The 23,037-nt window shown below is 73.0% G+C and carries 18 protein-coding genes and 1 tRNA gene; 14 read left to right on the forward strand and 5 right to left on the reverse strand.

Annotated features, from left to right (window positions below):
- Positions 1-89: 89 nt before the first annotated feature.
- The 5 genes from Q6347_RS13225 (at position 90) to Q6347_RS13245 (ending at position 6,368) form a co-directional block, all read left to right on the forward strand.
- Positions 90-1,253, forward strand: coding sequence for a ubiquitin-like domain-containing protein (locus tag Q6347_RS13225; RefSeq protein WP_304607590.1), 1,164 nt, complete (start codon positions 90-92; stop codon positions 1,251-1,253).
- Between the two features lie 222 nt (positions 1,254-1,475).
- Positions 1,476-2,765, forward strand: coding sequence for a resuscitation-promoting factor (locus tag Q6347_RS13230; protein WP_304607591.1), 1,290 nt, complete (start codon positions 1,476-1,478; stop codon positions 2,763-2,765).
- Positions 2,766-3,188: 423 nt separating this feature from the next.
- Positions 3,189-4,526, forward strand: coding sequence for a ubiquitin-like domain-containing protein (locus tag Q6347_RS13235; RefSeq protein WP_304607592.1), 1,338 nt, complete (start codon positions 3,189-3,191; stop codon positions 4,524-4,526).
- Positions 4,527-4,569: 43 nt separating this feature from the next.
- The gene (gene rsmA, locus Q6347_RS13240; RefSeq protein ID WP_304607593.1) at positions 4,570-5,442 is read left to right on the forward strand and encodes a 16S rRNA (adenine(1518)-N(6)/adenine(1519)-N(6))-dimethyltransferase RsmA; all 873 of its coding nucleotides are present in this window, start codon (positions 4,570-4,572) and stop codon (positions 5,440-5,442) included.
- Complete coding sequence (locus tag Q6347_RS13245; RefSeq protein ID WP_304607594.1) at positions 5,439-6,368, forward strand: 4-(cytidine 5'-diphospho)-2-C-methyl-D-erythritol kinase; 930 nt, start codon at positions 5,439-5,441, stop codon at positions 6,366-6,368. The genes rsmA and Q6347_RS13245 overlap by 4 nt, the downstream gene beginning before the upstream one ends.
- Before the next feature lie 182 nt (positions 6,369-6,550).
- On the opposite strand, the gene Q6347_RS13250 is transcribed toward Q6347_RS13245, so the two are convergent.
- On the reverse strand, positions 6,551-7,519 hold the full coding sequence (locus tag Q6347_RS13250; RefSeq protein WP_304607595.1) for an acetylxylan esterase: 969 nt from the start codon (positions 7,517-7,519) through the stop codon (positions 6,551-6,553).
- 98 nt (positions 7,520-7,617) lie between these two features.
- Between Q6347_RS13250 and Q6347_RS13255 the strand changes: the two genes are divergently transcribed.
- Positions 7,618-9,474, forward strand: a complete 1,857-nt coding sequence (locus Q6347_RS13255; RefSeq protein WP_304607596.1) for an ABC-F family ATP-binding cassette domain-containing protein — start codon at positions 7,618-7,620, stop codon at positions 9,472-9,474.
- A gap of 46 nt (positions 9,475-9,520) precedes the next feature.
- On the opposite strand, the gene Q6347_RS13260 is transcribed toward Q6347_RS13255, so the two are convergent.
- Positions 9,521-10,453 carry an aldo/keto reductase family oxidoreductase gene (locus Q6347_RS13260; RefSeq protein ID WP_171247002.1) on the reverse strand — a complete coding sequence of 311 codons (933 nt, stop codon included), beginning with the start codon at positions 10,451-10,453 and terminating at the stop codon, positions 9,521-9,523.
- A gap of 20 nt (positions 10,454-10,473) precedes the next feature.
- Entirely contained in the window at positions 10,474-11,334 is an 861-nt protein-coding gene (locus Q6347_RS13265) for an aldo/keto reductase (protein WP_304607597.1), read from the reverse strand.
- Between the two features lie 96 nt (positions 11,335-11,430).
- Between Q6347_RS13265 and Q6347_RS13270 the strand changes: the two genes are divergently transcribed.
- Positions 11,431-12,327 (forward strand): LysR family transcriptional regulator, encoded by an 897-nt coding sequence (locus Q6347_RS13270; RefSeq protein ID WP_304607598.1) that lies wholly within the window; start codon positions 11,431-11,433, stop codon positions 12,325-12,327.
- 16 nt (positions 12,328-12,343) lie between these two features.
- On the opposite strand, the gene Q6347_RS13275 is transcribed toward Q6347_RS13270, so the two are convergent.
- Together Q6347_RS13275 and Q6347_RS13280 are read right to left on the reverse strand one after the other, a co-directional pair.
- Complete coding sequence (locus Q6347_RS13275) at positions 12,344-12,847, reverse strand: MarR family winged helix-turn-helix transcriptional regulator (RefSeq protein WP_304607599.1); 504 nt, start codon at positions 12,845-12,847, stop codon at positions 12,344-12,346.
- Between the two features lie 64 nt (positions 12,848-12,911).
- On the reverse strand, positions 12,912-13,508 hold the full coding sequence (locus Q6347_RS13280; protein WP_304603777.1) for a TetR/AcrR family transcriptional regulator: 597 nt from the start codon (positions 13,506-13,508) through the stop codon (positions 12,912-12,914).
- Between the two features lie 298 nt (positions 13,509-13,806).
- Between Q6347_RS13280 and Q6347_RS13285 the strand changes: the two genes are divergently transcribed.
- The 7 genes from Q6347_RS13285 (at position 13,807) to Q6347_RS13315 (ending at position 23,032) form a co-directional block, all read left to right on the forward strand.
- Positions 13,807-13,878: transfer RNA gene (locus tag Q6347_RS13285), tRNA-Gln, on the forward strand.
- 133 nt (positions 13,879-14,011) lie between these two features.
- Positions 14,012-15,604 carry a bifunctional UDP-N-acetylglucosamine diphosphorylase/glucosamine-1-phosphate N-acetyltransferase GlmU gene (glmU, locus tag Q6347_RS13290; protein WP_369810858.1) on the forward strand — a complete coding sequence of 531 codons (1,593 nt, stop codon included), beginning with the start codon at positions 14,012-14,014 and terminating at the stop codon, positions 15,602-15,604.
- A gap of 35 nt (positions 15,605-15,639) precedes the next feature.
- Entirely contained in the window at positions 15,640-16,623 is a 984-nt protein-coding gene (locus Q6347_RS13295; RefSeq protein WP_171246998.1) for a ribose-phosphate diphosphokinase, read from the forward strand.
- A gap of 345 nt (positions 16,624-16,968) precedes the next feature.
- Positions 16,969-17,583, forward strand: a complete 615-nt coding sequence (locus Q6347_RS13300; RefSeq protein WP_304603234.1) for a 50S ribosomal protein L25/general stress protein Ctc — start codon at positions 16,969-16,971, stop codon at positions 17,581-17,583.
- Between the two features lie 175 nt (positions 17,584-17,758).
- Entirely contained in the window at positions 17,759-18,361 is a 603-nt protein-coding gene (pth, locus tag Q6347_RS13305) for an aminoacyl-tRNA hydrolase (protein ID WP_171246996.1), read from the forward strand.
- A gap of 111 nt (positions 18,362-18,472) precedes the next feature.
- Positions 18,473-22,081, forward strand: a complete 3,609-nt coding sequence (mfd, locus tag Q6347_RS13310) for a transcription-repair coupling factor (RefSeq protein ID WP_304607602.1) — start codon at positions 18,473-18,475, stop codon at positions 22,079-22,081.
- 54 nt (positions 22,082-22,135) lie between these two features.
- On the forward strand, positions 22,136-23,032 hold the full coding sequence (locus tag Q6347_RS13315) for a pyruvate, water dikinase regulatory protein (protein WP_304607603.1): 897 nt from the start codon (positions 22,136-22,138) through the stop codon (positions 23,030-23,032).
- Positions 23,033-23,037 lie beyond the last annotated feature (5 nt).

Below are 23,037 nucleotides of genomic sequence, written 5' to 3' on the forward strand. Positions count from 1 at the left end.
GGGCGGTCCACTACTGTGCGGTGACAGTGGCGACGAACAGGACGAATCGACGGGCAGAGCCCCGTCGTCGGCGTACCCGGGCACCCTTCGTGGGGCGGCGTGGCCCGCTGCCCGCCGCCGCAGGCCTCGTCACGCGTGGCGTCGTCGTGGCCGCGGTCGCCGTCGGGACGGCCGGCGTCGTGGACGCCCACGCGGAGATCACCCTGGACGTCGACGGTCAGGTCCGCACGGTCGACGGCTACGGTGACACGGTCGCCGACGTCCTGGCGTTCCACGGGATCACGCCCGGACCGGACGACCTGGTCCAGCCCGCGCTGTCGGCCTCGGCGCCGGACGACGGCGAGGTCGTGGTGCGCACCAGCAGGGACGTCACGATGGAGATCGACGGAGAGACGGTGACGTTCCCGACGACGGCCCACACCGTGGGAGAGCTCCTCGCCGCCCTCGGTCCCCGCGGCGAGGGGGCGGTCACGACGGCGTCGCGCAGCGACCTGCTGGGGCGCTCGCCGGTCCGGGTCTCGACGCTCAAGACCGTCCACGTCTCCGTCGACGGCGCCGTGCTCCCGCTGCGCACCACGCAGGCCACCGTGCGCGAGGTGCTCGACGAGGTGGGGATCACGCTCGCCGCCCAGGACGGCACGTCGGTGCCCCTCGGGGCCGCGGCCGTCGACGGCATGGTGGTGGTGGTGCACCGGGGCCAGTCGGCCTCGGACGTCGTCACCGAGGTGGTCCCGTTCGAGACGGAGACCGTCGAGTCCGACGAGCTGCCTCGGGGGCGCGAGATCGTGCAGACCCGCGGTGTGCCGGGGGAGCGTGTGACGACCTACGAGGTGCGCACGATCGACGGGACCGAGGTGGAGCGCACCGTCGTGGAGCGCACGGTCACGGTGGAGCCCGTGACGGAGGTCGTGCTGGTGGGCACCCTCGACATCGCCGACATGCAGGTCGACCCCTCCTCGGCGAAGGCCGTCGCGCGGTCGCTCGTGGCCGAGCGCGGTTGGGGCGACGACCAGTTCATCTGCCTGGACCAGCTCTGGGAGAAGGAGTCCGGCTGGCGCTGGAACGCCGAGAACCCGTCCAGCGGGGCGTACGGCATCCCGCAGGCGCTGCCCGGTTCGAAGATGCAGTCGGCGGGGTCGGACTGGCAGACGAATCCCACCACGCAGATCATCTGGGGCCTGGACTACATCACCGGCCGCTACGGCACCCCGTGCGAGGCCTGGGACCACTCGATGACCGTCGGCTGGTACTGAACCGTGTGACATCGGTAACACCCGGGGGCGGAATTTTTCGGTCATAGGCGTCCGCAACCGGCCATTCTTACCATGAGCACGGTTGGTCGAAGATCACGATGCGGTTACGGTCGTCGCGATCGCCGGACCGACCCGGACCCGACCGCTCGCGCCGGGGTAACCGTCGTCGAACCCGGACCGCACGACGTCTGGACCGCCATGCAGGCCTCTCCTTTCGACTCCGTGACTCCCTCGACCGAGCCGGTTGCCGTTCACTCCTCGTCCGCCGGCAGCGGTGGCGAGCCGCCCGCCGATGCGGCGGCCACCCGTCGTCGACGCCGCCGGTGGCCGCTCGTGGCCGTCGTGGCGACGCTCAGCCTGGTCGTGGCCGGCGGGGTCTCCGCGGCCGTGGTCGAGCAGCTGCGCAAGGACGTCACCATCGACGTCGACGGCCGCCTCACCACCGTCACGACCTACGCCGACACCGTCGACGACGTGCTGGCGGAAGAGGGCGTCCGCGTCGGCGACAACGACGAGGTGACCCCCGCCGTCGACGACGAGCTGCGTGACGGCACCGTCGTCGAGGTCCGGTACGGCCGCGAGCTGACGGTCGAGGCCGACGGCGAGCGGGAGGACGTCTGGGTCGCCGCCCTCGACGCCGACGAGGCGCTGGAGGAGCTCGCCGACCGTGCCGAGCAGATCCGGCTGCTGCCGTCGCGCTCCGCGGAGCGCGCCGTGCTGCCGATCCGCCTCGACGCCGACCAGCCCGTGACGCTCGTCGTCGGCGGCAAGTCGTCGGTGGTCGACGACGGTGCGGTCACCCTGGCCGAGCTGCTCGCCGCCGAGGGCGTCGAGATCGACGCCGACGACCGCGTGCACGTCGAGCAGGTCGACCCGCCGCGCGCCGGCGAACCGTCCGTGCGGGTCGTCGTGCAGATCGTCGACACCGAGAAGGTCGTGCGGACCAAGAAGATCGACTTCGACACCGTCACGAAGACCGACCCCGACCGCTACGCCGACCAGGGCTCGACCGTGGCCACGCAGGGCCGGCCGGGCGAGCGCACCATCACCTGGCGGGTCACCCGGGTCGACGGCGAGGTGACGAAGCGCGAGAAGGTGTCGAACAAGGTCACGACGAAGCCGGTGGATCGCGTCGTCGTCAAGGGCACCAAGGAGCGTCCCGCTCCCGAACCTGCTCCGCAGCCGACCGAGTCCAGCAGCTCGTCGTCCTCCTCGTCCGGTTCCACCTCGTCCTCCTCGTCGTCCGGTTCCACGTCCGGCGGGTCCGCGCCCTCCGGCTCCGTGTGGGCCGCGCTCGCGGAGTGCGAGTCCGGCGGTGACCCGACGACGAACACCGGCAACGGGTACTACGGGATGTACCAGTTCTCGCTGTCCACCTGGCAGGCGGTGGGCGGTACCGGGCTGCCGTCCGACGCGTCGGCCGCCGAGCAGACGAAGCGGGCGCAGATCCTGCAGTCGCGGGCCGGGTGGGGCCAGTGGCCGCACTGCGCCGCGAAGCTCGGTCTGCTCTGACCGGTTGAGCCGCGGCCGGCAGGCCCGGACCACGTCGCGTTCACGCGCCCCAGGGGGCGCTCCACTTCGGGGATGACGACGCGGTCCGGGCCTGCCGGCCGCTTCGCCGCGTCCTCCGTCCCCGCAGCCGGGCCGGTTCGACCCTCGTGCCCGTCTCCGGGCGGTCCCGTCTCGGCGGTCACCCGGGAGATGACGGAGCCTCGGATCTGACGGTGGGGGAACGGGGGTGTGCGGGGCGTGTGAAAGCCGTGTGCCCGCTGCCCCGATGTGACCTACGTCCTCTTGCCACGGATCACGGAATGGTTACGGTGGCCGCCGCGTCGTTCCGACCGGGCGAGTCCACGCCGTCAGGACCGACCGTCCAGAGCTGTCGACATGCACGGCCCGCAGGGGGCCGGCCCCACGCACTCACCTTGGAGCTGTATGACCTCCGTGCCCGAGAACATCGAGCCGCAGCCGACCACGGCTGAGACCCGAGCCGTGACCCGGACGCACCGCGTCCGTCGTCGGCGCACCCTCATCGCCTCGTTCACCGTCGGCGCCCTCGCCCTCGGTGTCGGTTCCGCCGTGGGCGTCTCGCAGGCCCACAAGACCGTGACGCTGGACGTCGACGGGGAGACCCGTTCGGTCGGCACCTTCGCCGGCGACGTCGACGGACTGCTCGACGAGCAGGGTGTCGACCTCGGCGAGCGCGACGTCGTGGCGCCGTCCACCGCCGCGGCGCTGCGCGACGGGAGCGACATCGTCGTGCGCACCGGCAAGCAGGTGGACGTCGAGGTCGACGGCAAGGAGTCGTCCACCTGGATCAACGCCGCCGACGCCAACGAGGCCCTGAACCTGCTGAGCCAGCGTGGCAGCGAGGTCCGCCTCGTCGCCTCGCGCTCCGCTGACCGTGCGGCGCTGCCGCTGGACGTGCACGCCGGCGAGGACGTCGCCGTCGTGGCCGACGACGAGATCGAGGTCGTGGACGGTTCCGACGAGCTGGACGCCGTGCTCGGCGCCGCCGACGTCGAGATCGACTCCGACGACATCGTCACCGTCACCGACGCCGCGACCGCCGGCGTCAAGGCCAAGAAGCTGCCCGAGGGCGTCGAGATGCCCGACGTGGCCGCCGTCGTCGAGCGCCTCGAGGTCGAGCGGGTCGAGAAGACCAAGAAGATCGAGCGGGACGTCAAGGTCGTCCAGGACGACGGCCGGTACGAGGACCTCGACCGCAAGGTCAAGAAGAAGGGCCGCGACGGGGTGCGCACCATCGTCCGCGAGGTCACCACGATCGACGGCGAGAAGGTCTCGAGCGAGAAGATCAGCTCCGAGGTCACCAAGAAGCCGAAGACCCGCGTGCTGGTCCAGGGCACCAAGGAGCGTCCGGAGCCGGAGCCCGAGCCCGCGCCGGAGCCCGCGACGTCGTCGAGCTCCAGCTCGTCGAGCTCGGGTTCGTCGAGCTCGGGATCGTCCTACTCCGGGTCGAACCGGTCGATCGGTCAGCAGATGGCCGCCGAGCGCGGCTGGACCGGCTCGCAGTGGACCTGCCTGGAGTCGCTGTGGACCAAGGAGTCCAACTGGTCGCACACCGCGTCCAACCCGTCCTCGGGTGCCTACGGCATCCCGCAGGCGCTGCCCGGCGGCAAGATGTCCTCGCACGGCGGCGACTGGCAGACCAACCCGGCCACCCAGATCGCCTGGGGCCTGGACTACATCGCCGGCCGCTACGGCACGCCGTGCGGTGCCTGGAGCCACTCCCAGGCGAACAACTGGTACTGAGCCGACTGGTACCGACACCCCTGGTCGGGCGATACTGCCGCCCATGACCAACACCCCTGGCGCCCTGCTCGGCCCTGCGGAGATCCGCGAGCTGGCAGGGCGCCTCGGCGTCCGGCCGACCAAGACGCTGGGGCAGAACTTCGTCCACGACGGCGGCACGGTGCGCAAGATCGTCCGTGCCGCCGACGTGCGACCCGGTGACCGCGTCGTCGAGGTCGGTCCGGGGCTCGGATCCCTGACCCTGGGGCTCCTCGAGGCCGGCGCCTCGGTCGTGGCCGTCGAGATCGACCCGGTGCTCGCCGGCCAGATCACCGACACGGTGCGGCACCACGCCCCCGACGCGGACCTCGAGGTCGTGACCGCCGACGCGCTCGACGTCACCACGCTGCCGGGCGAGCCGCCGACCGCCCTCGTGGCGAACCTCCCGTACAACGTCGCCGTGCCGGTGCTGCTGACGTTCCTCGAGCGTTTCGACTCGCTCCGTTCGGTGCTGGTGATGGTGCAGGCCGAGGTCGCCGACCGTCTGGCCGCGCCGCCCGGGTCCCGGACGTACGGCGTGCCGTCGGCGAAGGCCGCCTGGTACGGCGCCGCCCGTCGGTCGCTCAACATCTCCCGGCACGTGTTCTGGCCGGAGCCCAACGTCGACTCCGCGCTGGTGGCGATCGAACGCCACGACCCGCCGGAGACCACCGCCACGCGACGGCAGGTGTTCACCGTCGTGGACGCGGCGTTCGCCCAGCGGCGCAAGACCCTGCGCGCCGCGCTGTCGGGGCTGTTCGGCTCCGGCGCCGCGGCCGAGGACGCGCTGCGTGCCGCGGGCGTCGACCCGCGGCTGCGCGGCGAGCGACTCTCGATCACGGATTTCGCGCGGATCGCCGAGCACCTTCCCGTCACGGCTGGCACGGTGGACGAGTGACACTTGCTGCCGCCCCGTCGCCGTCCGTCCGCGTCCGCGCGCCGGGCAAGGTCAACCTCTCGCTGCGTGTCGGTCCGGTCGAGGAGGACGGCTACCACCCGCTGGTGACCGTGTTCCAGGCCGTGGCCCTGGTCGAGGAGGTGACGGCCACCGAGGTCGCCGACGGCGCGGGGATCTCCGTGACCGTCGAGGGGCCGCAGGCCGACCGGGTCCCGCTGGACGCCACCAACCTCGCCTGGCGGGCGGCCGAGCTGCTCGCCGAGCACGTCGGCATCTCCCCGGACGTCGCGCTGCACCTGGCCAAGGGTGTCCCCGTCGCCGGCGGGATGGCGGGCGGGTCCGCCGACGCCGCGGCCACGCTGGTCGCCTGCGACGCGCTGTGGGGCACCGGGCTGTCCCGTGGTGAGCTCTCCACGTTGGCCGCGGTCCTCGGGTCCGACGTGCCGTTCGCCCTGCTGGGCCACACGGCCGTCGGGACCGGTCGCGGCCACCTGCTGACGCCGGCGATGTCCCGCGGGGAGTTCCACTGGGCGTTCGCGACCCGCGACGAGGGTCTGTCGACACCGGCGGTGTACCGACGGTTCGACGAGCTGTGCGGCCCGACCGCCCCGCCGGTGGACCTCGTCGACGACAACCCCCTCATGCAGGCGCTGCGCGCGGGCGACCCGTCGGCCCTCGGGGCGGCGCTGCACAACGACCTCGAGCCCGCCGCGCTGGACCTGCGGCCCGAGCTGGAGCGGACGCTCGAGATCGCCCGGAACGGCGGGGCGCTCGGGGCGATGGTGTCGGGGTCCGGACCCACGGTCGCCGCGCTGGCGCGGTCGCGCCAGCACGCACTGGCGATCGCGGCGACCTGGACCGCCGAGGACGCCGCGGACTCGGTGTGGTGCACGACGGCGCCCGCCGCGGGGGCCCGCGTCCTCTGACGGGCCGCGGAGCCCGCGGGTCAGGGCGGGATCTGCCCGATCAGGGCCGACCCCCGCGAGTCAGGGCGGAACCCGCCGGGTCAGGGCCGACCCCGGCGAGTCAGGGCGGAACCCGCCGGGTCGGGACGGCAGGGCAGGGCTCGAGGTCCGTGACCTCGAGTGCTCATGACGAGGGTCGCGGCTCAGACCTGCTTGCGCAGGAACGCGAGCGTCGGCGCGAAACGGTACTGCTGACCGCCCTCGTGCCCGTTGTACGGGTAGACGTCGATCTCCCGGTCGGTGCCGCCCCAGGCGTTGTACGCGGCGTAGACGGTGGACGGCGGGCAGACCTGGTCCATGAGCGCGACGGAGAACAGCCCGGCGGCCCGCGCGCGGCGGGCGAAGGAGACGCCGTCGACGTAGGAGAGCGTGCGCCACACGGCGTCGGCGTGCTCGCGGTGGACCGACAGGTACCGCGTGATCTCCGCGTACGGGTCGGCGTCCGTGATCTCCACGGCGCGGCGGAAGTGGCTCAGGAACGGCACGTTCGGTGCCGCGGCGGCGACGTCGGGCAGCATGCCGGCCACGGCGATCGCGATGCCGCCACCCTGGGAGGTCCCGGCGACGGCGACCCGGGCCGGGTCGATCCCGTCGAGCCCGCGCACGGCGTCCACGGCCCGCACCCCGTCGGTGTACACGCGGCGGTAGTAGTGCTCGGCCGGGTCGAGGATGCCGCGGGTCAGGAACCCCGGGGAGGCGGGGCCGTGCCCCACCGGGTCGGGGGTGTCGCCGCCGGACCCCCAGCCGGACCCCTGACCCCGGGTGTCGACCACGAGGTGGGCGAATCCGGCAGCCGCGTAGCCGAGGTGCTCGTGGGGCAGACCGCGTCCGCCGCCGTACCCGATGTACTCCACGACCGCCGGCAGCGGCCCGTCGACCCGTGCCGGCCGGACCAGCCACGCCTTGATCGGGTGCCCGCCGAACCCGGGGAACGTCACGTCGTCCACCGTGAGCTCCGTCAGTCCGGCGTCGACCCGCTCCACCCGCACGTCGCCGCCGTGACCGCGGGCCTCGGCGACGGTACCGGTCCAGAACGTGTCGAAGTCCTCCGGCTCTGGGATCGTCGGGCGGTACTCCTCGAGCTCGGCCGGGGACAGGTCGAACTGGGCCATCGGGCTCTCCTCACGCGGTGTCGGCGACGGTCCGAGGCTAGCGGTCCCGGCACCGTCGTCCGGACCGGGGGTGCAGCCGTGGCGACTACCCTGTTGCGGTGGCACATCTCCTCGGCGCGGACAGCATCTCGCTGACCATCGGCACCCGCACCCTGCTCGACGACGTCTCCCTCGGGCTCGACGACGGCGACCGGATCGGCGTCGTCGGCCCCAACGGCGCCGGCAAGTCCACCCTGCTGCGGATGCTCGCCGGGACCGCCGTGCCCGACGCCGGCCGCATCACCCGCGTGGGCGGCTCCCGGCTCGGGATGCTCGACCAGCGCGACGACGTCCCCGAGGGCGCCACGGTGCTCGACCTCGTGCACGGCGACGACGAGACCCACGAGTGGGCCTCGGACCCGCGGGTCCGTGCCGTGCACGCCGGGCTGCTGGCGGACCTCGACCTCGACAAGCCGGCCACGACCCTCTCGGGCGGCCAGCGCCGCCGCGTGGCGCTCGCCCACCTGCTCGTCGAGGACCCGGACGTGCTGCTGCTCGACGAGCCCACCAACCACCTGGACGTCGAGGGCGTGGCCTGGCTGGCCGAGCACCTGAGGAACCGCTACGGCCGCCCCGGTGCGACCGGTGCGCTGGTGGTCGTCACCCACGACCGCTGGTTCCTCGACGCCGTCTGCTCGCGCATGTGGGAGGTCCGGGGCGACGGCTCCGGCGCCGTCGACGGCTACGAGGGCGGGTACGCCGCCTACATCCTGGCCCGGGCCGAGCGGTCCCGTCAGGCCGCCGCGGCCGCCGAGAAGCGCAACAACCTGCTGCGCAAGGAGCTCGCCTGGCTCAAGCGGGGCGCCCCGGCGCGCACCTCGAAGCCGAAGTTCCGCGTCGAGGCCGCCCAGACGCTCATCGCCGACGAGCCGCCGCCGCGCGACCGGCTCGAGCTGACGCAGATGGCGACCAAGCGGCTCGGCAAGGATGTCCTGGACCTGGAGGACGTCACGGTGCGCGTCCCCCTGCCCGACGGCGGGGAGCGCACCCTGCTCGACGACGTCACGTGGCGCCTCGGGCCCGGCGACCGGTACGGCGTCGTCGGCGTCAACGGTGCGGGCAAGACGACCCTGCTCGCGCTGCTGGCCGGCCGCCGCACCCCGGAGGAGGGGCGCGTGCGACGGGGCAAGACCGTCGAGGTCGCCGAGCTCACCCAGGACGTCACCGAGCTGGACGACGTCGCGCACCTGACCGCCGTGCAGGTCGTGGACCGGGAGAAGCGGACCGTCGTCGTGGACGGCAAGGAGCTCACCGCGGGCCAGCTGACCGAGCGGCTCGGCTTCACCCGCGAGCGGGCGCACACCATCGTGCGCGACCTGTCCGGCGGGGAGCGGCGCCGGCTGCAGCTGCTGCGCCTGCTCGTCTCCGAGCCGAACGTCCTGCTGCTGGACGAGCCCACCAACGACCTCGACACCGACACCCTCGCCGCCGTGGAGGACCTGCTCGACGGCTGGCCCGGCACCCTGATCGTGGTCTCCCACGACCGCTACCTGCTGGAGCGGGTCTGCGACCGGCAGTGGGCGCTGCTCGGCGACGGGGCGCTGCGTGACCTGCCGGGCGGCGTCGAGCAGTACCTGGAGCTGCGGCGTGCGGCGACGTCCGGCCGGGCGCCGGCCCCGGGCGCCTCGTCCGCCGCCACGGCGCCCGAGGCCTCGGGCCCGGCCGCGTCGTCGGACGACCGGAAGGCCCCGGTGGCCTCGGCGGCCGAGCAGCGTCAGGCGAAGAAGACGGTGCAGCGCCTGGAGAAGCAGCTCGCCCGGCTCGCCGACGAGGAGACGCGCCTGCACGAGCAGATGGCGGCCGACCCGACCGACTTCGAGGCGACGGCGCGGCTCGACGCGCGGCTGCGCGCGCTGCAGGCCGAGAAGGACGAGCTCGAGATGGAGTGGCTGGAGGCCGCCGAGCTCGTCGAGTGACCCGTAGGCGAGGGGCGGCCCCGGGAGGACCGCCCCTCACGACAGGTCACGGCACGCGGTAGCCCGCGGCGCGGAACATCTCGTACCACTCGGCGCGGGTCAGCGGGATGTCCGAGCCCTGCGCGGCACCGGCGACGCGCTCCGGCGTCGTCGTGCCCAGCACGACCTGCATCCCGGCCGGGTGGCGGGTGATCCAGGCCGTGGCGATCGCGATGGCCGGCACGTCGTACTTCGCGGCGAGCCGGTCGATGACGGCGTTGAGCTCCGGGTAGTCCTCCGACCCGAGGAACACGCCGTTGAAGAACCCCGCCTGGAACGGCGACCAGGCCTGCACGGTGATGTCGTGCAGGCGGCAGTAGTCCAGCAGCCCGTTGTCGAGGCTGATCGACTGCTCCAGGCCGGCCATGTTGGCGGCCACGCCCTGGGCCACGACCGGCGAGTGGGTGATCGAGAGCTGCACCTGGTTCGCCACCAGCGGCTGACGGACGGACTTCTTCAGCAGCTCGATCTGCCCGGGCGTGTGGTTGGAGACGCCGAAGGAGCGGACCTTGCCGGTCGACTCCAGGTGGTCGAAGGCGCGGGCGACCTCGTCCGGCTCCACCAGCGCGTCGGGACGGTGCAGCAGCAGCACGTCCAGGTAGTCGGTGTCGAGGGCCTTCAGCGACTCCTCGACCGAGGTGACCAGGTGGTCGTAGGAGAAGTCGAAGTACGGGCCCTCGCGGACGATGCCCGCCTTGGACTGGATGGTCAGCTCCTCGCGCTGCGAGGGCGTGAGCTGCATGGCCTCGGCGAACCGGCGCTCGCAGCCGTGCAGGGGGTCGCCGTAGATGTCGGCGTGGTCGACGAAGTCGATGCCGGCGTCGCGGGCGGTGCGCACGAGCTCGCGGACGGCGTCGTCGTCCATCTGCTGGATGCGCATGAGGCCGAGGACGACGTTGGGGACCTGGCGGCCGCTGGTGCCGAGGGGGACGGTCTTCATGGGTGGATCCTCCGGGTGGTTCAGTGGTCGGAGAGCTCGGCGAGCTCGTCGGTGGTGAGCTCGAGGCCGACGGCGCCGGCCGAGTCCTGGATGCTCGTCGGTCGCGAGGCGCCGGGGATCGGCACGACGACCGGGGCGAGGGACAGCTCCCAGGCGAGCGTGACCTGCTGCGGGCTGACGCCGTGGCGCTCGGCCACGCGGCCGAACGCCGCGTGCGCCGTGCCGACCTCCGCGGCCCGGGCGATGCCGCCGAGCGGCGACCAGGGCAGGAAGGCCACGCCGAGCTCGGCGCAGTGCTGCAGCTCGCCCAGGCTGGAGCGGAACGCGGGGGAGAACTGGTTCTGCACGGACGCGAGGCGTCCGCCGAGCACCGCGTTCGCCTCGTCGATCTGCGCGACGTTCGCGTTGGAGATGCCGGCCTGCTGGATCACGCCCTCGTCGAGCAGCTCGACCAGGGCGCCGACCGACTCGGCGTAGGGCACCGACGGGTCGGGCCGGTGGAACTGGTACAGGCCGATCGCCTCGACGCCGAGCCGCTGTGCGGAGGCCTTGGCCGCCGCCTTGAGGTGCTCGGGGCGGCCGTCCTGGGTCCAGGAGCCGTCGCCGGGGCGCAGGTGCCCGCCCTTGGTGGCGACGAGCACCGAGGAGGTGTCGCCGCCCCAGGAGCGCAGGGCTTCGGCGATCAGCTCCTCGTTGTGCCCGACCTCCCCGGCGTCGCGGTGGTAGGCGTCAGCGGTGTCGATCAGCGTGACACCGGCGTCGAGCGCCGCATGGACGGTGGCGATCGAGCGCTCCCGGTCGGGGCGTCCCTCGATGGACAGGGGCATGCCGCCGAGCCCGATCGCGCTGACGGAGCGGTCTCCGATGGTGCGTGATTCCACGGTTCTCCTTGTCTCGACTGTGCTGTCGACGATAAGAAGTGAGCGATGATGAGTCCAACGACTTGAACTCATACCGTTCAGAACTGGGAGTGATCAATGGAGCTGCGGCAGATGGAGTACCTGGTCGCGGTGGCCGAGGAGGGGCACTTCACCCGTGCCGCGGCGCTGTGCGGGGTGACCCAGTCCGGGCTGTCCGCGGCGATCCGGAACCTCGAGAAGGAGCTGGGCGCGTCGCTGTTCTCCCGGACCACCCGCCAGGTCTCCCTCACCGACGCCGGGCGGGCCCTGCTGCCGTTCGCGCGGCGCATGCTCGCCCAGGCCTCCGCCGGGCGGGACGCCGTGGCGCGCGCCAGCCAGCAGCTCTCGGGACGGCTGCGGCTCGGGTCCGAGCAGTGCCTCGGCGTCATCGACGTCGGGCCGCTGCTCGAACGGTTCCGGCTGCGGTACCCGCTGGTGGACGTGCAGTTCACCCAGGCCGGGTCCGCCGAGCTCGCCACCCAGGTGCGGGCGGGCGACCTCGACGTCGCGTTCCTGGCGACCACCGAGCACCTCGGCTCCCTGCGGCGTCTGGAGCTCGGCCGCCGACCCGTCGTCGCGCTCGCCCACCCGACCGACGACCTCGCCCGGTCGCCGCAGGTCTCGTGGGAGGACCTGGCCGCCCGGGACTTCGTCGACTTCCGCGAGCCGTGGGCGATCCGTCGGCTCGTCGACGACGCCTTCGCCGACCGGCACCTCGAGCGGAGGGTGCGGATGAGCGTCGACGACGTCCACACGCTGCTGGACTTCGTCCAGCGCGGGCTCGGGGTCGCCGTCGTGCCCCAGCACGTCGCCGCCAAGCCGCAGGCCGCCGGTCTCGCGATCCTGGAGCTGCCCGCCGGCGGCGCCCCGGAGTGGGTGGTCTCGGCCGTCTCGGGGGCCTCGGCCGCGCCGACGGCGGTCCGTCTGCTCGAGCTGCTCGGAGAGGCGAACCTGGCGGTCGCGCAGCCGGCGTGAGCCGTCGCCGGGGCGGCTACTCGTCGAACTGGGCGCCGAGGGTGCGCAGCAGCGCGGCGAGGCGGGGGCGTTCCTCGGCGGGCAGGGCGTCGAGGACCTGGGCCTCGACGTCCAGCAGGTCGCTCATCGCCGCGTCGACACGTGAGCGCCCGGCGCCGGTGAGCCGGACCAGCACGCCGCGCCGGTCCTCGGGGGAGCGGTGGCGCTCGACGAGGCCGCGCTCGGCGAGCCGGTCGATGCGGTTGGTCATGGTGCCGCTGGTGACCAGGGTCTGGGCGACGAGGCGTCCGGGGGAGAGGCGGTACGGCTCGCCGGCGCGCCGCAGGGCGGACAGGACGTCGAACTCCCACGTCTCGAGGTCGTGCCGGGCGAAGGCTCCGCGACGGGCACGGTCGAGGTGCCGCGCGAGCCGGCTGATCCGGGAGAAGACGGTCAGCGGCTCGACGTCGAGGTCGGGGCGTTCGCGCTGCCAGGCGGTGACGATGCGGTCGACCTCGTCGCCGGGGTGCGTGCTCTCCATCCTCCGAGCCTAGCGCGGGTCTCTCGATATCAAGAATCTTGATATCGGCCTGTCGACGGCGGGGTCAGCGCTCGATGAGCCCCGGCTTGCGCTCCATGCCGGACAGCCCGTTCCAGGCCAGGTTGACGAGGTGCGCGGCGACGTCGGCCTTCTTCGGCCGCCGGGCGTCGAGCCAGTACTGACCGGTCAGCGCCACCATGCCCACCAGCATCTGTGCGTACAGCGGGGCGACCTTGGGGTCCAGCCCATTGCTGCGGAACTCCTCGGCCAGGATGTGCTCGACCTGCGTGGCCACGTCCCCGATCAGGGACGAGAAGGTCCCGGTCGCCTGGGCGACGGGGGAGTCGCGCACCAGGATGCGGAACCCGTCCTCGGAGGACTCGATGTAGTCGAGCAGCGCCAGCGCCGTCCGCTCGAGCAGCACCTTGGGGTGGCCGCCCTCGGCCAGCGCCCCCGTCAGGGCGCCCGTCAGGGCCTGCACCTCGCGGTCGACGATGACGGCGTAGATGCCCTCCTTGCCGCCGAAGTGCTCGTACACCACGGGTTTGGAGACCTCCGCCGTGCTGGCGATCTCCTCGACGCTCGTGCCGTCGAACCCCTTCGCCGCGAACAGTCCGCGGCTCACGGCCACCAGCTGCTCGCGGCGCTGGCTCGCGGTCATGCGCGCACGCGGCGGGCGTTTCGTCTCCCGGGGTGCAGCAGCCATGACCTCCATTCTGCCTGGTGCGCGGCCCGGCGGGGTGCGTGGTCCGTCCCGGCGGTGCCCCCGGTCGGCGTGGCGCCGCGCGAGCCCCGGTGTGGTGCGCCCCACGGTGCCGGCCGGTGCGCCCGGGCGGGATGTGTGCGAGCCACCCGCGGCGACCTGGCAGACTGAGGCCTGGATGTGCGGCGCCCGGGGCCCCGGAGGTCGCCGGCCCGACGGCGGAGCCGGGCGTGGTCCGGTACGACGTCGCGCACGATCCGCCTTGGTGTAATCGGCAGCACAAGGGTTTTTGGTGCCCTTGGTCCAGGTTCGAATCCTGGGGGCGGAGCTCGCGCCAGACCCCCGACAGAGACGGAGCAGTGGTGGTTCCCACGGTCCCCCAGGGCGAGCAGCACCCGACCGACCCGACGGCGGCACGACCCGCCGCCGTCGTGGTCCTGGCAGCCGGGCAGGGCACCCGGATGAAGTCCGCGACCCCCAAGGTGCTGCACGGCATCGGCGGCCGCACGATGCTCGGGCACGCGATGACCGCGGCACGGGAGCTGACGCCGGAGCACGTCGCCGTCGTCGTGCGCCACGAGCGCGAGCAGGTCGCGGCCGCGGCGCGGGAGATCGACGCGTCGGCGCTCGTCGTCGACCAGGACGAGATCCCCGGCACCGGGCGCGCCGTGCAGTGCGCACTGGACGCCCTCGACGCCCGGGCGCACGCCGTCCGCGCGGCCGACCTGGTGCACAGCGCCGACGAGGTCCACGACGCCGACGGCGAGCACCCGCTCGGCGACGGCCTCGAAGGTGCCGTCGTCGTGCTCGCCGGCGACATCCCGCTGCTCGACGGCGCCACGCTCGCCGAGCTCCTCGCCGCCCACCACGCCGACGGCAACGCCGTGACGGTCCTGACGACCGAGCTGGAGGACGCCACCGGCTACGGGCGGATCGTGCGCGAGGCCGGCACCGGCGACGTCACCGCGATCGTCGAGCACGCCGACGCCACGCCCGAGCAGCGCGAGATCCGGGAGATCAACTCCTCGGTCTACGTCTTCGACGCCGCCGTGCTGCGACGCGGCCTGGGCGGTCTCGGCGACGACAACGCCCAGGGCGAGGTCTACCTCACCGACGTCATCGCCTCCGCCCGCGAGGCCGGCGGCGCCGTGCGCGCGCTGCTGTCCGACGACCCGATGCTCGTCGAGGGCGTCAACGACCGGCTGGCGCTGGCCACGCTCGGTGCCGAGCTGAACCGCCGCACCCTGGAGCGCTGGATGCGCGAGGGCGTGACCGTCGTCGACCCCGCCAGCACCTGGGTGGACGTCGACGTCGAGCTCGCCCGCGACGTCACCCTCCTCCCGGGCACCCAGCTGCACGGGGCGACCACGGTCGCCGAGGGTGCCACGGTCGGCCCCGACACCACGCTGACCGACGTCGAGGTCGGCGAGCGGGCCAGCGTCGTGCGCACGCACGGTTCGCTCGCGGTGATCGGCGCCGACGCCTCGGTCGGGCCGTTCGCCTACCTGCGGCCGAACACGGTGCTCGGCGCCCGCGGCAAGATCGGCACCTTCGTCGAGACGAAGAACAGCCAGATCGGCGAGGGCTCGAAGATCCCGCACCTGTCCTACATCGGGGACGCCACGATCGGCGACGAGAGCAACGTCGGCGCGGCCTCCGTGACGGTCAACTATGACGGCGTGCACAAGCACCGCACGGTCATCGGCTCGCACGCGCGCACCGGGGCGGACAACATGTTCGTCGCCCCCGTGACCATCGGTGACGGCGCGTACACCGGCGCCGGCAGCGTCGTCACCCGGGACGTCCCCGCGGGCGCGCTCGGCGTCAGCCGTGCCCAGCAGCAGAACATCGAGGGGTGGGTGGAGCGCCGTCGCGCCGGCACGCCGGCCGCGGAGGCCGCCGCCCGCACCCGGGACGGGGCGGCCGAGGACGGTGGCGGCCTCGGCCCGCAGGCGAAGCTGGAGCTGGCCGAGCACAATGCCCTGACAGGAGCGATCCCGAAGGTGTCGCACACCGACGACGCCGGGGACCCGGCCTCCTCCGAGTCCGCCTGAGACCGAGCCGCACGTAGCGAAGGAATCTCCTACTGATGAACACCTCCATCCCGGGTACCGGAGAGCGGACCCTCGTCGTCGCGGCCGGTCGCGCACATCCGGCCCTCGCCGAGGACGTCGCCGACGAGCTGGGCATCAACCTGCTGCCGACCTCCGCGTACGACTTCGCCAACAGCGAGACGTACGTCCGGTTCGGCGAGTCGGTCCGCGGCACGGACATCTTCCTGCTGCAGAGCCACACGGCACCGGTCAACCAGTGGTTGATGGAGCACCTGCTCATGGTCGACGCGGCCAAGCGTGCCTCGGCCCGGACGATCACGGTGGTCGCCCCGTTCTACGCCTACGCCCGGCAGGACAAGAAGTCCCGCGGTCGCGAGCCGATCTCCGCGCGGCTGGTCGCGGACATGCTGCACACCGCCGGTGCGGACCGGATCATGAGCGTGGACCTGCACACCGCGCAGATCCAGGGCTTCTTCGACGGTCCGGTCGACCACCTGTGGGCGATGCCGGTGCTGACGGACTACGTCCGCACCCGTGTCGACACCTCGAACGTCACGGTCGTGTCCCCGGACGCCGGCCGGATCCGCGTGGCCGAGCAGTGGGCCGCCAAGCTCGGCGGCGGCCCGCTGGCGTTCGTGCACAAGACGCGTGACGTGACCCGCCCCAACCAGGCGGTGGCGAACCGGGTCGTCGGTGACGTCGAGGGGCGCGACTGCGTGCTCGTCGACGACCTCATCGACACCGGCGGCACGATCTCCGAGGCGGCCAAGGTCTGCATGGAGGCCGGTGCGAAGTCCGTGATCGTGGCCGCCACCCACGGCGTGCTGTCGGACCCCGCCCCGCAGCGGCTGTCCGAGTCCGGTGCCGTCGAGGTCGTCGTGACCGACACGCTGCCGATCCCGCCCGAGAAGCGCTTCGACGGGCTGACCGTGCTGTCGATCGCGCCGCTGGTCGCCCGCGCGATCCGCGAGGTGTTCGACGACGGCTCGGTGACGTCGCTCTTCGACGGCAACCCCTGATCCCCGCCGGGGCGTGCGCCGGCGTGAGCCGGTGCACGCCCGCGGATGTTTCCTCGACGTCCGCGGACCGGGTACAGTAGACCGGTTGCCTCGGCGAGGGACGTCTGACGGGCAGCGGATCCGACCGGGTCGTGCTGCTCGACGCAGGGACTGCGTCGGACCTCCGTGATCGACTGGGCGGCTGCCGGTGCGGTGACGTCGTCCCGCCCGTGCGGCGTCCCGCGGTCGTGTCCGTCACGTGCCCCACGCCGACGCAGCCGCCCCGTCCGCACCGGCTTCGGTCGCGGGCAGCCGGTGGTCCTGTTCCGTCCGCCGGCACGCACAGTCTTCCCAGGAGTGATCCCCATGGCCGAGATCAAGCTCGCCTCCGAGGTCCGCACCGAGTTCGGCAAGGGCGCTGCCCGTCGTATCCGCCGTGCGAACAACATCCCCGCCGTCCTGTACGGCCACGGCACGGACCCGGTCCACGTCACGCTGCCGGGCCACGCCACGATGCTGGCCGTGCGCCACACCAACGCCCTCATCGAGCTCACCTTCGACAACGGCACCGAGCTCGCCGTCGTCAAGGACATCCAGCGCCACCCCGTGACCTGGAACATCGAGCACATCGACCTGCTGCTGGTGAAGAAGGGCGAGAAGATCGCCGTGGACGTCTGGATCCAGGTCGACGGCGAGTCCGCCCCCGGCACGATCCACTTCGTCGAGTCGCAGACCGTGTCCGTCGAGACCGACGCCACGAGCATCCCCGAGTACATCCACGTCTCGATCGAGGGTCGCGAGTCCGGCGACAACATCCACGCGGGCGACCTCGAGATGCCGAAGGGCGTCACGCTGCTGACCGACCCGGAGCACGCGGTCGTGACGATCACCGAGCCGCGCGGCGAGGAGTCGGCCGAGGAGGCCGAGGAGGAGTCCGCCGCGTCGGCCGAGCCGACCGAGGGCGAGTCCTCCGCGGAGTGATCCCGGCCTGAGCGGACCGTCCGGCCACGGCCGGGCGCCGCACCGCGCCGCGACATCGCGCCAGGGCCCGACGGCGGACCACACGTCCCGCCGTCGGGCCCTTCGTCGTCCGGCTAGAGTCGGCGCTGACCCGCACCGGGGCGCCCCCGACCCGACCGACCGATGGGAGACGAGCATGGCTGACGGACCCTGGCTGGTGGTGGGCCTCGGCAACCCCGGGCCCCGCTACGCCGGCAACCGCCACAACGTCGGTCACATGGTGCTCGACGTCCTGGCGGAGCGCACCGGCAGCCGGTTCGCCAAGCACCCCCGTGCCCAGGCGGCCGTCGCCGAGGCGCGGCTCGGGGTCCTGCCCGGCGGCGCCCCCGGGCCCCGCGTCGTGCTGGCCAAGCCCACGACCTACATGAACACCTCCGGCGGCCCGACGTCGGCGCTGGCCTCCTACTACGGCATCGGGGCCGACCGTGTGCTGGTCGTGCACGACGAGGTCGACATCCCCTTCGACTCCCTCAAGCTGAAGACCGGCGGGGGCGAGGGCGGCCACAACGGCCTGCGGGACATCTCCAAGGCGCTGGGGACCCGCGACTACACCCGGGTGCGCGTCGGCGTCGGCCGCCCGCCGGGACGGATGGACACCGCGGACTACGTGCTCAAGGACTTCTCCGGGTCCGAGCGCAAGGAGCTGCCGATGCTGCTCGTCGACGCGGCCGACGCCGTCGAGATGGTCGCCACCGAGGGCCTGCTCGCGGCGCAGGGCCGGTACCACGCCCGAGCCTGACCGGGCGGGGCCCCGCCGGGCCCGCGCCACCCGCCGTATCCTGAGGACGCCAGCCCGCACGCCCCGCACCGGGGCGAGGTGGGCCCGTCGCCGTGCGCACGAAGGACTCTCATGAACCTCACCGGCATCGTCCCTGCTCTGCTCGCCGACCCCGGCGCTGCCGCTGCGCTCGACGCGGTCCCCGAGGGCGGCGAGGTCGACGTCGTCGGTCCGCGGGGCGTCCGCGCGCCGCTGCTCGCCGCCGCCGCCGAGAAGCGCCCCCTCGTGGTCGTCACGGCGACCGGCCGGGACGCCGACGAGCTGGCCGCCGCGTTGCGCGCGTACCTGCCGGACGACCGGTCCGACGGCATCGCCGTACTGCCCTCGTGGGAGACGCTGCCGCACGAACGGCTGTCGCCCCGCGCCGACACCGTGGCCCGCCGCCTCGCGGTCTTCCGGCGGCTCGCCCACCCCGACGAGGCAGGCCCGACCGGCCCCGTCGACGTCCTGGTGATGCCGGTGCGGGCTCTGCTGCAGCCCGTGGTGGACGGCCTCGGCGAGCTGGAGCCCGTGGCGCTGCGCACCGGGCAGGAGGCGGACCTCACCGCCGTGGGCGACGCCCTCGTGGCCGCCGCCTACACCCGCGTCGACATGGTCGAGCGCCGGGGGGAGTTCGCCGTGCGCGGCGGCATCCTCGACGTCTTCCCGCCGACGGAGGACCACCCGCTGCGCATCGAGTTCTGGGGCGACGAGATCACCGAGATCCGGTGGTTCGCCGTGGCCGACCAGCGGTCCCTGGAGATCGCCGACCACGGGCTGTGGGCACCGCCGTGCCGCGAGATCCTGCTCACCGACGCCGTGCGCGCCCGGGCCGCGGACCTGGTGCAGCAGCTCCCGGGCGCCACCGACATGCTGGACAAGCTCGCCGCGGGCGTCGCGGTCGAGGGCATGGAGTCCCTCGCCCCGGTGCTCGTGGAGCGCATGGTGCCGGTGCTCGACCTGGTCCGCGACGACGCGCTGCTGGTCCTGGACGAGCCGGAGCGGGTGCGGCGTCGCGCCCACGACCTCGTGGCCACGACCGAGGAGTTCCTCGCCGCGGCCTGGACCGGCGCCGTCGCCGGTGCCGACGCACCGATCGACCTGTCCGCCGCGTCGTTCGCGACGTTCGCCGAGACCCGCGAGGTCGCCGCCCGCCGGGGCCTGGGCTGGTGGACGCTGTCCGCGTTCTCCCTGGAGGGGGCCGAGACCGCCGACGAGGACGCGCCGCCCGTCGCGACGGGGGAGGACGGCGCGACCACCGTCACGATCGCCGCCCGCGATGTGGAGTCCTACCGCGGGGACGTCGCCCGTGCGCTGGACGACGTGCGGGGGCTGCAGAAGGCGGGCTGGCGCCTCGTGCTCACCACGGAGGGCCCCGGACCGGCCAAGCGCATGGTCGAGCAGCTCGGCGCGTCCGACACCGCGGCCCGGCTGTCCACGGACCTGGCCACCGAACCCGAGGGCGGCGTCGTGCACGTCGTCCCGGCGCTGGTCGGCAAGGGGTTCGTCGTCCCCGAGCTGCGGCTCGCGGTCTTCAGCGAGGCCGACCTCACCGGTCGGCAGGGTTCGACCACCCGCGACATGCGCAAGATGCCCTCCCGGCGCCGCAACGTCGTCGACCCGCTGCAGCTCCAGGCCGGCGACTTCGTGGTCCACGAGCAGCACGGGGTCGGACGGTTCGTCGAGATGGTGCAGCGCACCCTCGGCGCCGGGGCGAGCGCGGCCACCCGCGAGTACCTGGTGATCGAGTACGCGTCCTCCAAGCGCGGGCACCCCGGCGACCGCCTGTTCGTGCCGATGGACCAGCTCGACCAGGTCACCAAGTACACCGGCGGGGAGTCGCCCAGCCTGAACAAGATGGGCGGCGCCGACTGGAAGAACACCAAGGCGCGCGCCCGCAAGCACGTCCGGGAGATCGCGAGCGAGCTCATCCGGCTGTACTCGGCGCGCATGGCCACCGAGGGCTACGCCTTCGGGCCGGACACCCCGTGGCAGCGGGAGCTCGAGGACGCCTTCGCCTACGTCGAGACGCCCGACCAGCTCGTCACCATCGACGAGGTCAAGGCCGACATGGAGAAGACCGTCCCCATGGACCGGCTGATCTGCGGTGACGTCGGCTACGGCAAGACCGAGATCGCGATCCGGGCGGCGTTCAAGGCCGTCCAGGACGGCAAGCAGGTGGCCGTGCTCGTGCCCACCACGCTGCTGGTTCAGCAGCACTTCGACACGTTCTCCGAACGGTACGCGGGGTTCCCGGTGAACGTCCGCGCCCTGTCGCGGTTCCAGAGCGCCAAGGAGTCCGAAGAGACGATCGCCGGCCTCAAGGACGGCTCGGTCGACATCGTCATCGGCACCCACCGGCTCATCACGGGCTCGGTGCACTTCAAGAGCCTCGGCCTGGTGATCGTCGACGAGGAGCAGCGCTTCGGCGTCGAGCACAAGGAGACGCTCAAGCAGCTGCGCACCAACGTCGACGTGCTGGCGATGTCGGCGACGCCGATCCCGCGCACGCTGGAGATGGCGGTCACCGGCATCCGGGAGATGTCGACGCTCGCCACGCCCCCGGAGGAGCGCCACCCGGTGCTCACCTACGTCGGTGCGTACGAGGAGAGGCAGATCGCCGCGGCGGTGCGCCGTGAGCTGCTGCGCGAGGGGCAGGTCTTCTACATCCACAACAAGGTCGAGTCCATCGACCGGACGGCGGCGAAGATCCGTGAGCTCGTGCCGGAGGCCCGCGTGGGTGTCGCGCACGGCAAGATGAGCGAGAACCAGCTCGACCAGGTCATCCGGGCCTTCTGGGAGCGGGAGGTCGACGTCCTGGTGTGCACCACGATCGTCGAGACCGGCCTGGACATCTCCAACGCCAACACCCTGATCCTCGAGCGCGCCGACACCTTCGGGCTGTCGCAGCTCCACCAGCTGCGCGGTCGCGTGGGCCGTGGTCGCGAACGTGCCTACGCCTACTTCCTGTACCCCCCGGAGCGGCCGCTCACCGAGACGGCCCACGACCGGCTGGCGACGATGGCCGCGAACACCGACCTCGGGGCGGGCATGCAGATCGCGATGAAGGACCTCGAGATCCGTGGGGCGGGCAACCTGCTCGGCGGCGAGCAGTCCGGCCACATCGCCGGTGTCGGGTTCGACCTGTACGTGCGGATGGTCGGCGAGGCCGTCCGCGCGTTCAAGGGCGAGGGGGACGCCGAGGAACCCGAGGTCACCATCGAGCTCCCGGTCGACGCGCACCTGCCCGAGTCGTACATCGCGACGGAGCGCCTGCGCCTCGAGGCGTACAAGAAGATCGCGGCCGCGCAGGACTCCGCGGCGCTGGCCGAGGTCCGCGCCGAGCTGACCGACCGGTACGGGGCGCTCCCGGAGCCGACCGAGTCGCTGTTCTGGGTGGCGGAGTTCCGCAACCACGTGCGGCGGGCCGGGCTCACCGACATCACCGCGCAGGGCAAGTACATCCGCTTCGCGCCGGTGGACCTCCCCGAGTCGGCCCAGATGCGGCTCAAGCGGCTGTACCCCGGCACGGTCCTCAAGCCCGGCATCCGCGCGTTCCTGGTGCCGTTCCCGACCACGGCGCGGATCGGCGGCAAACTGCTGCGCGGCGCGGCACTGCTGGACTGGGCGCGGCAGCTGGTGGACGCCGTCGTCCTGGGGGAGGTGTCCGCCGCCGCGGCGGCCGGGACCGCCGCGCGCTGACGACGCGCCGGTCCCAACCGGCGTGACGACGGTCCCCGGGCCTAGCCTGGGCGCATGATCACCTCCGAGCGGGTCGTCATCCACGTCGTCGCGGACTCGACCGGTGACACCGGTGCGCGGGTGGGCCGAGCGGTCCAGGCGCAGTACCCCGAGCTCGAGGTCGTCGTCGTGCGGCACCCGCGCCTGCACAGCCAGGAGGGGCTCGACGACGTCGTGGAGCAGCTGCGCGCCGACCCGGACCTGGCCGTCGTGTTCTGCACCGTCGTGGACGAGGTGCTGCACGGGCAGGTCATCGACCGGTGCGCCGAGCTGGACATCCCGTGCGCCGACCTGCTCACCCCGGCCCTGGACGCCGTCACCGCCCGGACGGGGGCCGAACCCGCCCGGCTCGTCCAGCCGGTCGGTCTGGCGGCGGACTACTTCGAGCGCATCCACGCGATGGAGTTCGCGATCGCCAACGACGACGGTCACGTCACGCCGGACGGGCTCCAGGAGGCGCAGATCGTCCTGGTCGGCGCCTCGCGCACCGGCAAGACGCCGCTGTCGATGTACCTCGGCTACCTGGGCTACCGGACCGCGAACATCCCCCTCGTCGCCGGCGTCCCGCCGCCGCCGGAGCTGTTCCGGGTCGACTCCTGGAAGATCGTCGGGCTGACCATCGACCCGGAGCGCCTGGTGTCGATCCGCCGGCGCCGGGTGGACCTCATGGGGGCCGCGCGGCAGGGCTCCGGGAGCCTCGGCGGGTACGCCGACCTGGCGCGCATCGTCGACGAGCTCGACGACGTCGCGCAGGTGCAGCGCCGGCTCGGCTGCCCGGTGCTGGACACCACCACGCTGGCCCTGGAGGAGGCCGCGGGGCGGATCATCGATCTTGTGACAGCGCGGCGCCGCACCCGTACAGTCCTGCCCACAAGCGCCGACGGGCGGAGCGATCCTTCCGCCCGGAGCTGAGAGGA

Origin of the sequence: Isoptericola sp. b408 (assembly GCF_030588085.1) — a bacterium.
GTDB lineage: Bacteria > Actinomycetota > Actinomycetes > Actinomycetales > Cellulomonadaceae > Isoptericola > Isoptericola sediminis.

Excerpts from the sequence above, each read along its gene's own strand:
- Q6347_RS13235 (WP_304607592.1), top strand. The coding sequence starts at position 3,189 with ATGACCTCCGTGCCCGAGAACATCGAGCCGCAGCCGACCACGGCTGAG.
- rsmA (WP_304607593.1), top strand. The coding sequence starts at position 4,570 with ATGACCAACACCCCTGGCGCCCTGCTCGGCCCTGCGGAGATCCGCGAG.
- Q6347_RS13250 (WP_304607595.1), bottom strand. The coding sequence starts at position 7,519 with ATGGCCCAGTTCGACCTGTCCCCGGCCGAGCTCGAGGAGTACCGCCCG.
- Q6347_RS13260 (WP_171247002.1), bottom strand. The coding sequence starts at position 10,453 with ATGAAGACCGTCCCCCTCGGCACCAGCGGCCGCCAGGTCCCCAACGTC.
- Q6347_RS13270 (WP_304607598.1), top strand. The coding sequence starts at position 11,431 with ATGGAGCTGCGGCAGATGGAGTACCTGGTCGCGGTGGCCGAGGAGGGG.
- Q6347_RS13275 (WP_304607599.1), bottom strand. The coding sequence starts at position 12,847 with ATGGAGAGCACGCACCCCGGCGACGAGGTCGACCGCATCGTCACCGCC.
- Q6347_RS13280 (WP_304603777.1), bottom strand. The coding sequence starts at position 13,508 with ATGACCGCGAGCCAGCGCCGCGAGCAGCTGGTGGCCGTGAGCCGCGGA.
- glmU (WP_369810858.1), top strand. The coding sequence starts at position 14,012 with ATGAAGTCCGCGACCCCCAAGGTGCTGCACGGCATCGGCGGCCGCACG.
- Q6347_RS13295 (WP_171246998.1), top strand. The coding sequence starts at position 15,640 with ATGAACACCTCCATCCCGGGTACCGGAGAGCGGACCCTCGTCGTCGCG.
- Q6347_RS13300 (WP_304603234.1), top strand. The coding sequence starts at position 16,969 with ATGGCCGAGATCAAGCTCGCCTCCGAGGTCCGCACCGAGTTCGGCAAG.
- pth (WP_171246996.1), top strand. The coding sequence starts at position 17,759 with ATGGCTGACGGACCCTGGCTGGTGGTGGGCCTCGGCAACCCCGGGCCC.
- mfd (WP_304607602.1), top strand. The coding sequence starts at position 18,473 with ATGAACCTCACCGGCATCGTCCCTGCTCTGCTCGCCGACCCCGGCGCT.
- Q6347_RS13315 (WP_304607603.1), top strand. The coding sequence starts at position 22,136 with ATGATCACCTCCGAGCGGGTCGTCATCCACGTCGTCGCGGACTCGACC.